This window comes from Streptomonospora sediminis (genome assembly GCF_054778995.1).
In genome coordinates this window covers 1-8,933 of sequence record NZ_BAAGYZ010000065.1, presented here as the reverse complement: position 1 = coordinate 8,933, position 8,933 = coordinate 1, and the positions used below count along the sequence as shown (strand labels likewise).

Below are 8,933 nucleotides of genomic sequence, written 5' to 3'. Positions count from 1 at the left end.
AATAGGCCGAGGGCTTGTCCGCCATGGATGCTGGGTGTTCGCGCACATTGTTCACGGGTTTTTCCCCTGTGCTGCCATTGGGCCGGTGTTTTTTGCTGGTGGGTGATGGTGGTGGTGTTGGGGTGTTTGGTTTGCGGTGGTTATAGCGGGAGGGTCACACCCGGTCTCATTCCGAACCCGGTCGTTAAGTCTCTTTGCGCCGATGGTACTGCCTTCATGGTGGGGGTGGGAGAGTAGGTTGCCGCCGCATTTTTTTGTGAAATTTGGGGGTGGGTCCTTTGGGGCCCGCCCCCTTTTTTTTATGCCTGGGTGGGGGCGGGTCGGCGATCCTGCGGAGATTCCGGGATCCGGCGCCGGGTGCCGGCATTTCCGCAGGGTCGTTGCCGAACACTGCCCCGGGATCGGGTATGCGGGGCAGGCGGGCGCCCGCCCGGACCCTCCGCCGTCCTTGGTGCTGGTTTTGAGTGCAGATGACCCGTCGCCCGGCAGACCACAAGGCCGCACAGCGAACCAAAGCCGCACCCCCAGACCAATCACAGGCGCCCCCAGCCGCAGCCCTTCACCCCACCCCGGCCGTTTCGGCCAGGTACTCTTCCCAAGTTTGGCGCCCATCGGCATGCCCGGCCGCTAGGTTCGCGCCGCTGCGGAAAGCCGCGGCCGTGCGCCCCGGGAGCGGGAGTTTGGTCAACGGTCGGCGCTGCATGCCGTGGATCCGCTGGTAGTCCTCGGCAAGGCTCTCGATCGAGCGGACCTCGGGCCCGCCCATGTCCACCGCGTGACCGGCCGGTTCCTGCCGGGCCAGCTCGACAAGGCGCGCGGCGACCTCGTCGGCGGCCACCGGCTGGAACCAGAAACCTGTCGGCACCGGGAAGAACGGTAGTGAGTCGGTCTGTTTGAAAAACCAGTCGATTAGCTCGTGGAACTGCGTCGTACGCAGGATCGTGGCCGGTAGTCCGGACTCCTCGACCAATTGCTCGACTGCGAGCTTCGCTTTGTAATACCGAAACGGCACGTAGTCCACGCCGACGATCGATATGAAGATAAAGTGGCCGACTCCGGCCCGTGCCGCCCCCGTTAGCAGGTTCGCGCCCGCCGCTAGCTCGTCTCCCGGTGATTTGGGGGTGTGCGCACAGTGCACCACCGTGTGGACGTCTGCCAGCGCGCGGTCCAAGCCCTGTCCCGAAGCCAGGTCGCCGGTGAACCACTTTCCCCCGTTGCTCTGTGTGGGGGCGGCGCGGCGGCTGAGGACGCGCACCTCTGCGCCATCGTCGTCCTCTAGGCGGCGCACGATGTGGTGGCCCAGAGTCCCGGTTCCGCCGGTGACCAGTATGGGTGTCGGGTTGTTCGCCATGGCCGTGACTCTCCTCCGGCGTCGCCTGCCTCTTACCGTGCTGTTTCCCGGCCGTCCTGCACGTGACTCCTGCCTGCCCCCGGCCGGCCGGTAACCCTCGCGCCTGCAACAAACCTCTGTGCAGCCGGGCTACCCGCGCTCGGCGCCGACCTGCACACCGGCCCTGGTCCCCTGTCCGCACGTTCGCCCGCCACTCCCCCGGCGGATCTGCGTCGGCTCTGCGCGCGCATCGGATGCCGCCCTTGTTCCCGAAAGCGTGACCGGGTCGGCCGGAGTACGGCCGCGGTAGCTCAGGGAAGCGCGCGGGCGGTGCCCGTGTGACCACGGTATGCCCGCAGACCGGAACCGCCCGTTGCGGCAGAGGTGTGTCTCTGCGGGAGATACAGCCCGACAGAGGGTGAACTCCTGGCAAGGTGGTCGTTACGTCGACAAGTCCAGGAGGGGATTCATCGATGCCGAACACTGTGGACGACGACCGGCTCCGCGCAGCGCGGATGAACGCCCAGCTGCTCATGGGGCCGCCCGCCGCCGGGGTCGCCGGAGCCGTGCGGGGCGCGGGCGCCCTCCAGGCCCAAGACGCCCAGGCGGTGCGGCTGGCGGTGCGCGCCCGAACGACGGGGCTCGTGGTCGGCGATGTCCGCAGTGCGGTGGCGCAGGAGCGGTCGGTGGTGCGGACCTGGGCCATGCGCGGCACGTTGCACGCGCTGCCCGCATCCGACGTCGGCTGGATCGTGGACCTGCTGGGTCCGGTGTTCGTGCAGCGGTTCCGCCGGCGCCGGTTGGAGCTGGATCTGGACGACGAGCTGTGCGGGCGAGCCGAGGACGCCATCCGCGGGATCCTCTCCGGCGGTGTCTCCCTGACCCGCGCTCGGCTGATCGAGGAGCTGAACCGGTCCGGCCACGTCCGCGTGCCGACCGCAGGGCAGGCGCCCGCCCACTTGGTGGCTTACGCGGCGCTTCGCGGCATCATCTGCCGCGGTCCCGACACTTCGGGCAATGGCAATGGCAATGGCAATGGCAACGGCAGCAGCGGTGGCGAGCCCACCTACGTCCTCATGCACGAGTGGGTAGGGCCGTGGGAGGCCCGCGACACCGGCTCCGCCCTCACAAAGCTTGCCCGGCGCTACCTGTGGAGCCACGGCCCGGCTCGGCTGGAAGACTTCGCGGCGTGGTCGGGTCTTCCGGCGGCGATGGCACGCCGCGGGTGGGACCTGGTCTGCCCCGAGGCGGTCGAGCTGGCCACGAGCAGCGGGCCTGCGTGGGCTCCGCGGGAGTTCGCCGAAGCGCTTCCGCCGGTCCCCCGGACGCCGGCTGTGCGCCTGGTGGGCGGCTTCGACGCATACCTACTGGGTTATAAGGGGCGCGCCACAGCGGTCGCGCAGCAGCACGCCCACCGGATAGCACCGGGCGGCGGGATCATCCATCCGGCGGTTCTGGTGGACGGGCAGGCCGCCGCGCGGTGGCGTTGGGGACGCGACCGGGAAACGGTGGTGGTCGAGCCGTTCGACGAGTTCGAACCGTTCCCCCGCAGCCTCGTTGACTCCCTGGAGGCCGAGGTCGCCGATGTCGGCCGTTTCCTGGGCCGACCCGCACAGCTGGATCTGCGGGACGGCGCTGCCGGCGGTGGCGAGTGAGCCGAGACACCTCGACCGTACCCACTGGGTGCGGTCTTCGCTGTTCTGTTGCCCGCACCCGCGCATCCCGCCGCGCTCCGGGCGGGTGGTGCGTTCGGGTATCCCGCGCAGCGCGCACGGGCGGCGGCCGTGGCGGGAGTACCGCCGCAGGGGGATCGGGCGCAAACCGGCGGGGGCCGGTGCGGCCCGGCGTTAGCGGGAGCGCAGGCGCGCGCCGGTGTCCGACACGCGCGTCTTCCCCCGCGGGGCGGGAAAGGCGCTCCCGCGTTCGATCCCTACAAGGATCATCGGTAGTCAGGGGTAGGTGGTGCTACTCCTCGTCGGATTCGGTTCCCGAGGGGGTCTCCATCAGATGGCGCACCAGCGCCATGAACTCTTCGTCGCTCATCGCGGCCCAGTCCACACGCTCGTTCATGCTGGGCGGATTCCCCGGATTCAAGATCAATAAGCCTGAATCGCGCCTTCCACGGGCTAATTCCAGGTAAACGTCTTGGGCGTCCTGGTAAGGGGCGGGTAATCGCCTGCTCGGAGCGGTGGCGGAGGTATCCGGCGGCGGGCTGCGGCGGCCCGGGGAAGTCCCGGCGGCCCCCTGCCAGGGACCGCCGGGGGCCGGGGACCGGTGCGCCTAGCCGGCGGCGCCGAACCACCTCGGTAGTCGGCTGAGCAGGTCCTGCTGGTCTGCGCCGGCCCAAGCCACATGGCCGTCCGGCCGCAGCAGTACGGCGGGCACGCCCGGTTCTTCGCTGCCGTCGACCACGTGGTCGACCCGGTCCGCCCAGCCCTCAACGGAAAGCCGGCCGGTCCGGTCGAGCAGGAGCCCGCGGCCGTTGTGCATCAACTCGTAGAGGCGGCTGCGCTCCAGACCGGTATCACGCATCCGCCGTCCCAGCAGTTCGTGCCCCTCGCCGAAGTCGTAGCGGACCCCGAGCGCAGTGATCTTCTCGATCAGATGGCGGTTCACCGCTTCGAAGTCCATCAGCTCCGAGACCAGTCGGCGCACGGACTGCGGCCCCGGCCCGGTGGACATCAGCTCGATTTGGGCGCGGGTGTTTTCCAGCACGTCGGCGGCCACCGGATGCCGTTCGGTGTGGAAACTGTCGAGCAGCCCTTCCGGTGCCCAGCCGCTGACCTCTGCGGCGAGCTTCCAGCCGAGGTTGAACGCGTCCTGGATACCGAGATTGAGCCCTTGCCCGCCGGTGGGCGGGTGGATGTGCGCAGCGTCGCCTGCCAGGAGCACGCGGCCGGTCCGGTAGCGCTCGGCCAGCCGGGTGGCGTCACCGAAGCGGGACAGCCAGCGCGGTGAGTGCACACCGAAGTCGGTGCCGGCGAACGCCTGCAGCTGTTGCTTGAACTCCGCCAAGGTCGGCGGGACCGAGCGGTCCTCGGCCACACCGTCGGCGGGCACGACAACGCGGCACACCCCATCCCCAAGGGGCCCGACGCCGAACCTCAGCTGGGTTTTGCGGACTTCGGCCGTCACGGTGGCCAGCGTCTCCATAGGCGCGGTCACCTCCATCTCGCCAAGCAGCGTGTCGACCCTGGAGGGCTCGCCGGGAAAACCGACACCGAGCAGCTTGCGTACCGTGCTTCGGCCGCCGTCGCAGCCGACGAGGTAGCGCGAGCGCAGCTGCGTGCCGTCGACGAGTTCGGCGCTGACGCCGTGGTCGTCCTGGCTGAGCCCGACAACTTCGCAACCGCGCCGGATCTCGGCGCCGAGCTCGGTGGCGCGTTCGTTCAACAGGCGCTCGGTGGTGGTCTGCGGGATGCCGAGGACGTAGGAATGCGCGGTGTCCAGCCCTTCCGGCGACGGCTTGTGGATGGCGGCGAAGTAACCGCCGATCGGGTACTGCCGGCCGAGCGCGAGGAACCGCTCGAGCAGACCGCGCTGGTCCAAAACCTCGATGCTGCGGGCGTGCAGACCGAGCGAACGGACCTCCCTGGTCGGTTCCTCGTCCTTTTCCAGCACGAGCGTCCGCACGCCGTGCAGCCGCAATTCGGCGGCCAGCATCAATCCGGTCGGTCCGCCGCCGGCAATTATCACGTCGGTCATGAAAAGAACTCCCCGTTGAACAAGGCCGCAGTCGGGTCGGCTGCTCCGCGCAGTCCGGAAGTGCGTATGGCGCACCGCCGTACAGTTGCGTTGGCGTACCGCCCGGCTGACGTACCGCTGTATTGCCGCGCCGAGTGTTCGCGACCGCGCCGCAGTAACGCCGCTGGTGAGCCCGGTATCGCCGGTGCGGCACCTGCGGCGCACACGTCGGAAAATGCGCACGTATTTCGCGAACCCCGGTTTCCGCACGATTGCGGATCCGGCGTCGGCTGAAGATTCTGCAGCATGCCCCGGGTCTTGCGGCAAGCCCCAGGGTGCGCTATAAATTGAGAATGGCGGGAAATTTCCGCCCGGTGGCGTCTGTTGCGTACCATCCATTTCGCACGGACGGCGTCCTCGCAAAGCGGCGCCGCACCGATCACGCTGCCGCTGCCCTGGTGGTTTCCCCGGGCGCTTGCCCGCCGCCGTCGCGGATATCAAGGATTCCCATCGCCCCCTGGGCGCCCTGCGCCCGCCGGGCGTGCCGCGGCTGCTCGGCCATGGATCTCCGCGGATACGCGGGCGGCAAGACCTGTGCGGCTGAGAGATGGGCGTTGTGCGGCCCTGCGCCGTGGGCCAGGGGCTTCCCCGCGTGGTCGGCCCGCCTGCGGTGGCCGCCGGCCCCTGGAGCCGGCAGCCCTACGCAAGCCGCCGGGAGCCACCGCGCCATTCGGCCGGATGCCGCTGGGCGCGGGAGAACGGGTGCTCGCCGGACGCGCGCGAACGGATCGCGCTCGCTGCCCGGCCGACCGGCGGGAGCGGTCAGAGTTGCCGGTTCACGGCCCCGCGGCACTGGGGGCAGCGGCAGCGCTTGTTGTAGCCGGTTACCGTGCCATGCGGCAGATCGGGATCGCGCTCGGCCGTGAGGGTGGCGTCGAGTTGCTCGCCGAACGTGGTGAGGATACGCGCCGCGGAGAACACGCGTTTCGTGGTGACGCCGAGATCGCGTGCCGCGTCATCGATGTGGACGCCTTTGCGCAGTTTGGCGATCAAGCGCGAGCGGGTCGGCGGAGGAAGTTCTTCCTCGGCGTGGGCGATGAGCCGCTCGGCGTCATCGATCGGATAGCTCATTGAGTTCCTTCACCTGTGCACGGGTACATGGGCCCGTCAGTACTTCTGCATCGTATGTGCTCCAGGTGACCATTCAGCGCGTCGTGTGGCCGTCCGTGACAGGCGGTTCACGGGGAATAGGTTCCGCCGGTTCCGGGTTTTCCGCGGTGGGAAGGCCGCTCCGGCCTCCCCCGGACGAGGTGCGCCGTACCCGGTCAGCGACAAGACGGCGCGGTTCGGGAGGGGAATATGGCCTGGGTGCTGCTGGTCCTGTCCGGTCTACTCGAGAGCGTGTGGGCGATCGCCCTCGCGGCGTCGCACGGCTTCACCAAGCCGTGGCCGACAGCGGTGTTCGCCGTCGGTCTCGCGCTGAGTATGACGGGGCTGGCCCTGGCGCTGCGTTCGGTACCGGTCGGCACGGGCTATGCCGTGTGGGTCGGTATCGGTGCCGTGGGTACGGCGTTGGTCGGCATGGTCTGGCTCGGCGAGGGGGCGAGCGTCGCGAAGATCACCTGCCTGCTGCTGATCGTGAGCGGAATCGTCGGGCTCAAGCTTTTGCACTGATACCTCGGGCGATCCGAACGCGCGTAATCGCGGAAAGCACCGAATATGCGGGAAGTGCAGCGGGGCGGGAATCATGTGACGCACGGGGTAAGCGGGACGCTTGTGATTGAGTAACCGCTGCCCGGTGCGCCGCCTGGGAACGCTCGCCGCTGCTCGGTCCTTGGCGTCCCGCTGGGATTGCGGTGCGGGTCCGGTCCCATTCGGCCGTGCGCGGGCAAGAGATCCGGCCAACACGGAATTCCGAGTCCTCGGATCCCCGCCGATCCGGGGACTCGGCTTTGGCGGCAGGGCGATCCGACGAATTCCCGCTGGTCGCGCGCCGTCTCGTGCGACACACCCGTGAGCAGGGGCGGAGCAGTGGTCGGCGGCCGACACATCGGGATCCCGCATCGATTTCTAGAAACTCATTGCTAGAGGCTAGGACGGGTGATTCTCTGGGGCCACAGCACCAGTACTAAGCGTGTACGGGACAGGCGCCATGACCAGCCCCACTGTTCGCCGCCGCCGGCTCTCCGCGGAATTGCGCCGGCGCCGCGTCCAAGCAGGAATGACCCTCAGCGATGTCGCCGACGTCCTTGAATGGTCCCCGGCGAAACTCGGACACATCGAGACCGGTATTCGAAAATGGCCGTCCGTAATGGAGGTTTCCGCCCTGCTGAAGCTCTACGGGGTTACCGGCGGGCAGCGCGAGGCCATCCTCACCATGGTCCGCGAGTCACGGCTGCGCCCCTGGTGGACGGAGTACGAGGACGTCATCTCCTCGGCCTACGTCGGTAACGAGGCAGGGGCCGTTGCGATCGACACCTACGCCGGGATGCTCATCCCGGACCTGCTGCAGGTGCCCGAATACACCGCCGCGCTCGCCCGCTCGCAAGGCCACGACGACCTTGCCACTGAACGCATGGTGGCCGCGTTCCTGAAACGCCAGGAGGTGCTCGAACGCGACACGCTGGAGCGCTACCACGCCATCGTCGACGAGGACGCCCTACGCCGGATCAGCGGCGACTCCGCCCTTCTGCACGCCCAACTGCGCCGGCTCATCGATCTGGGCCGCAACCACGACCGCGTCGACATCCGCCTGCTGCCCACCTCGGCAGGTCTGCACGCCGGAACCGCAGGCCCGTTCACCATCCTGGAGTTCGACGAGGGCGAGGCCTCCCTCGCGTTCGTCGCCGCCACCCACGGCGGCGGGATCGTCGAGTCCGAAGAGGGAGTCGGAGTCTGCCAGGAGGTGTGGTGGCGGCTGGTATCGGCATCCAGCGCACCCGCGGCCACCAGCACCACGCTCAACCGGCTGGCGATGCTCACATGAAGCCGGGGACATCCCGGGCGGGAACGCGCCGCCGGGTTGCTAGTCTGCGGGGGAGACAACCCCATAAAGTTCTCTAGTGGCGCCTTCCGCTCAGCAGGCGGGGAAAACCGGCAGGAGCCATCCTGACCGCCCTCCGGCCCGCGGCAGCGCGTCCGTCCCAGTATCCGTATCCGAGACCAAAGAAGGGGTGCACACCATGAAGAAGATCATCATTCTGGTGCTGGTGGCACTCGGTGCGTTCGCCGTCTACCGCAAGATCCAGGCCGACCGCGCCGAGCTCGACCTGTGGACCGAAGCCACGGCCGGGGACAACTAGCCGGGGCCGGTTCGACCAGCCACGGCGCGTTCCCATGGGCCGTCGGCTGATTTCGGCGTACCCGGAGTCGTGGGCGGACGTCGTCCCCTGCGGCCCCCACGCTTCTGGGCCCGCCGAGCGAGCGGTGCCGCCTCCAGCCCGGGCCCCGCGCCGGAAAAGAGCGACCGGCACTGCCCGCAACACGGTATGATCGTCACAGATCAGACCGGGGCCATAGCTCAGATGGCAGAGCGCCGGTTTTGCATACCGGAGGTCAGGGGTTCGACTCCCCTTGGCTCCACTCGGCTCTGGGCGACCCTGCTCGCAAGCGGCGCTTGCTTGCCGGGTCGCCTCGCTGTTTTTGTCGGGGGGACGACCCCCCCGGACCCCCCGATGTGGTGCTTCGCTCCGCGGGGTGCTGGTCAAGTGAACACACGACGGCCGCCCGAGGTTTTCCCCGGGCGGCCGTCGTGTGTCTGATGCACATTGTCATCGGACACCATGCCGCTACGGCATGGTCAACCGGACGTGTGCCGCGGTGCCGTGACCGGTCGGTCGCGAAATGTCGCATCGGCTCGTTAGCCTCGATCTTTCGTGAGGCTGCGGCGTCGAAGTGAAGGACCCGGCCCTGTCTCACG

At 68.7% G+C, this 8,933-nt stretch carries 7 protein-coding genes, 1 tRNA gene, 1 rRNA gene and 1 riboswitch; of the genes, 6 read left to right on the top strand and 3 right to left on the bottom strand.

Annotated features, from left to right (window positions below):
- The first annotated feature begins 132 nt into the window (after window positions 1–132).
- Window positions 133–250 (top strand): 5S ribosomal RNA (rrf, locus tag ACYVD5_RS12760).
- A 309-nt stretch (window positions 251–559) separates the two neighbouring features.
- Here the strand turns inward: rrf and ACYVD5_RS12755 are convergent.
- Entirely contained in the window at window positions 560–1,351 is a 792-nt protein-coding gene (locus tag ACYVD5_RS12755; RefSeq protein ID WP_461001216.1) for an SDR family oxidoreductase, read from the bottom strand.
- A 452-nt stretch (window positions 1,352–1,803) separates the two neighbouring features.
- Here ACYVD5_RS12755 and ACYVD5_RS12750 point away from each other — a divergent pair, with 452 nt between their 5' ends.
- Window positions 1,804–2,985: a winged helix DNA-binding domain-containing protein gene (locus ACYVD5_RS12750; protein ID WP_461001215.1), complete on the top strand. Its 1,182-nt coding sequence runs from the start codon at window positions 1,804–1,806 to the stop codon at window positions 2,983–2,985.
- A gap of 625 nt (window positions 2,986–3,610) precedes the next feature.
- Here ACYVD5_RS12750 and rox read toward each other — a convergent pair.
- Both rox and ACYVD5_RS12740 read right to left on the bottom strand, forming a co-directional pair.
- Window positions 3,611–5,035, bottom strand: coding sequence for a rifampin monooxygenase (gene rox, locus ACYVD5_RS12745; RefSeq protein ID WP_461001214.1), 1,425 nt, complete (start codon window positions 5,033–5,035; stop codon window positions 3,611–3,613).
- Window positions 5,036–5,836: 801 nt separating this feature from the next.
- Window positions 5,837–6,145, bottom strand: a complete 309-nt coding sequence (locus tag ACYVD5_RS12740) for a hypothetical protein (RefSeq protein ID WP_461001213.1) — start codon at window positions 6,143–6,145, stop codon at window positions 5,837–5,839.
- A gap of 148 nt (window positions 6,146–6,293) precedes the next feature.
- Window positions 6,294–6,360: riboswitch (guanidine-III (ykkC-III) riboswitch) on the top strand.
- A 13-nt stretch (window positions 6,361–6,373) separates the two neighbouring features.
- Here ACYVD5_RS12740 and ACYVD5_RS12735 point away from each other — a divergent pair.
- From ACYVD5_RS12735 to ACYVD5_RS12720, 4 genes are all read left to right on the top strand, one after another.
- The gene (locus ACYVD5_RS12735; protein WP_461001212.1) at window positions 6,374–6,688 is read left to right on the top strand and encodes a DMT family transporter; all 315 of its coding nucleotides are present in this window, start codon (window positions 6,374–6,376) and stop codon (window positions 6,686–6,688) included.
- 547 nt (window positions 6,689–7,235) lie between these two features.
- Entirely contained in the window at window positions 7,236–8,000 is a 765-nt protein-coding gene (locus ACYVD5_RS12730; RefSeq protein WP_461001211.1) for a helix-turn-helix domain-containing protein, read from the top strand.
- Window positions 8,001–8,196: 196 nt separating this feature from the next.
- Window positions 8,197–8,316 carry a DLW-39 family protein gene (locus tag ACYVD5_RS12725; protein ID WP_461001210.1) on the top strand — a complete coding sequence of 40 codons (120 nt, stop codon included), beginning with the start codon at window positions 8,197–8,199 and terminating at the stop codon, window positions 8,314–8,316.
- Between the two features lie 207 nt (window positions 8,317–8,523).
- Window positions 8,524–8,596, top strand: a tRNA-Ala gene (locus ACYVD5_RS12720).
- Window positions 8,597–8,933 lie beyond the last annotated feature (337 nt).

What these genes read in the sequence shown, in the direction of transcription:
- ACYVD5_RS12750 (WP_461001215.1), top strand. Translation starts at nt 1,804, where the DNA reads ATGCCGAACACTGTGGACGACGACCGGCTCCGCGCAGCGCGGATGAAC.
- ACYVD5_RS12730 (WP_461001211.1), top strand. Translation starts at nt 7,236, where the DNA reads ATGACCCTCAGCGATGTCGCCGACGTCCTTGAATGGTCCCCGGCGAAA.
- rox (WP_461001214.1), bottom strand. Translation starts at nt 5,035, where the DNA reads ATGACCGACGTGATAATTGCCGGCGGCGGACCGACCGGATTGATGCTG.
- ACYVD5_RS12735 (WP_461001212.1), top strand. Translation starts at nt 6,374, where the DNA reads ATGGCCTGGGTGCTGCTGGTCCTGTCCGGTCTACTCGAGAGCGTGTGG.
- ACYVD5_RS12740 (WP_461001213.1), bottom strand. Translation starts at nt 6,145, where the DNA reads ATGAGCTATCCGATCGATGACGCCGAGCGGCTCATCGCCCACGCCGAG.
- ACYVD5_RS12755 (WP_461001216.1), bottom strand. Translation starts at nt 1,351, where the DNA reads ATGGCGAACAACCCGACACCCATACTGGTCACCGGCGGAACCGGGACT.
- ACYVD5_RS12725 (WP_461001210.1), top strand. Translation starts at nt 8,197, where the DNA reads ATGAAGAAGATCATCATTCTGGTGCTGGTGGCACTCGGTGCGTTCGCC.